The sequence below is a fragment of the Chromobacterium sp. LK1 genome (genome assembly GCF_001043555.1).
Lineage (GTDB): Bacteria > Pseudomonadota > Gammaproteobacteria > Burkholderiales > Chromobacteriaceae > Chromobacterium > Chromobacterium aquaticum.
In genome coordinates this window covers 1-1366 of sequence record NZ_LDUI01000090.1, presented here as the reverse complement: position 1 = coordinate 1366, position 1366 = coordinate 1, and the positions used below count along the sequence as shown (strand labels likewise).

The 1366-nt window shown below is 51.7% G+C and carries 1 protein-coding gene; it reads right to left on the bottom strand.

All coding sequences use genetic code 11. The annotated features are described in order from the left end of the window. Window positions 1-117: 117 nt before the first annotated feature. Window positions 118-864 carry a hypothetical protein gene (locus tag VI26_RS22970; RefSeq protein WP_053074598.1) on the bottom strand — a complete coding sequence of 249 codons (747 nt, stop codon included), beginning with the start codon at window positions 862-864 and terminating at the stop codon, window positions 118-120. Between the last annotated feature and the right edge of the window lie 502 nt (window positions 865-1366).

Here is a 1366-nt window from a genome sequence, read left to right as displayed (position 1 = left end):
TAAGAACCCGTTTACGACCTGCTGCGCGTCGGCGATACGGCGTTGAAACCGAGCGGTGTCAGCCTTTCCCTGGACGGGGTCGATGTTTATCGCGTGCGATGAGCATCGACCCCCTTGTTAATGGCTGCCTGCTTTCTTGAGTCCCTCGGCGACCATGCCCGGTTCATAAATGAATTTCATCGCCTTCATGAAGGGCATGCCCCACAGGTCCGCGTGCGCCGCGCCATTAAATGATTGCGCAAACACATGCTCCTCTTGCATCAATACATTCCAGACGATTCCGCTAAACCAGGCGCAATTGTGGATGGGAGTGTAAGCGCCATTCACCGGATTGGTTTTGGACATTCCCATGGCCTGGCCGGCAAAGTAACTGGCCATGTTCAGCTCGGGTACTATCACTTCTTCAAGGATTTTGATTTGTTTTTTCGGACTATTCAAAGGCGCGCATCTTTGAAGGCTGAATTTTCTGTCGGACTTGTCCATATTGCCGTTTTTAACATAGCCATGATCTTCGCGATAGCTGTAGGACGATGGGCTGACGGCGCCGTTTCTATCGTGGAAAACATTGATCCAGGTATGGCCGAACTTTCCCGATCCGAATGCCGTGGTCAGCTGATATAATACCGCCTTGGCGCGTTGCTCGGGCTGGTTTTCAGGGAATTTCCTGGCAATCTCGTCCGCCATCTTAATGATCGGACCCATGTCTGTTTTGTTTGGTGTCCGGTTGGTCCTGATGCAGATTTGCGGGTAGGCGATGCTGAGATCCCCATTGGGCATGAATTGGTCCGCCAATATTTCCGCATAGGCTGAGCAGGATAGGCTGGCCAGCACCAAAAAACCGATAGCCGAGTGTTTTGTTTTCATCGTTTCTTCCTGGAAATGGATTAATGCTGATTGAGGCAATAAGCGCGGGGTAAAACAAGCGCTTTATGGTGCCATGAATCAGACCAGGGAGAATTTACTCTTGAGCCATCTGAATTTTAATGGGACGGGTGCTAAATCAATTCGGGTAAATATATTATTGATTTTTACCATTGCTTTCGCCGCGCGGCGGAGTAAGCGGCGCGGGTTTTAGAACGTGTTTACGATCTCGCGAGCTAAGGCGAGACAAGGCGAAAACGAGCGAAAAAGCGGAATGTACAAGTGGTACATGAGCATTTTGAGCTCGTTTTCAACGCCCATTTCTATCCATCCCGCCGACGCGCAGCAGATCGTAAACAGGTTCTAAGCACCCGGCGGTCCTGCCAGGCCGCCGGAACAAGCCGTGGCTACACGATTTCCGGGATGTGCTCGATAAAGGCCACCCGCTCATTATTGTGCAGCACTTCCACCGATTTGTACGGCGGCGCGCCCGGCGGCAATACCC